Here is a 321-nt window from a genome sequence, read left to right as displayed (position 1 = left end):
AGTCCCCCCCCCCCGCGGCCCCCCCTTTTGTTTCCGCCCCCCCGGCCCATGGAGAGGATTTGGGTGAAGCCGCAGTAGAAGAAGATGCCTTCCAGAACGCAGTAGTAGGCGATCAGGTTGCGCAGCAGTTCTTTGTCGGTGTCCGGGGTGCCGGTTTCGAACTTCGGATCGGAGATCGAGCGGGTGTACTTCAGGCCCCAGGCTGCTTTTTTCGCGACCGACGGGATCTCGTGGTACATGTTGAAGATTTCGCCTTCATCCATGGCCAGCGATTCGATGCAGTACTGGTAGGCGTGGGTGTGGATCGCCTCTTCGAATGCC

At 59.8% G+C, this 321-nt stretch carries 1 protein-coding gene; it reads right to left on the bottom strand.

Annotated elements, in window-relative coordinates:
* Window positions 1-321: ribonucleotide-diphosphate reductase subunit beta (locus ACIOUG_RS12475; RefSeq protein ID WP_401065940.1), on the bottom strand; the 321-nt coding region annotated here is incomplete at both ends.

This window comes from Pseudomonas sp. NPDC087803, assembly GCF_044742995.1.
In the GTDB taxonomy this organism is placed as follows: Bacteria; Pseudomonadota; Gammaproteobacteria; order Pseudomonadales; family Pseudomonadaceae; genus Aquipseudomonas.
This window is presented reverse-complemented; position numbering and strand designations above follow the sequence as displayed.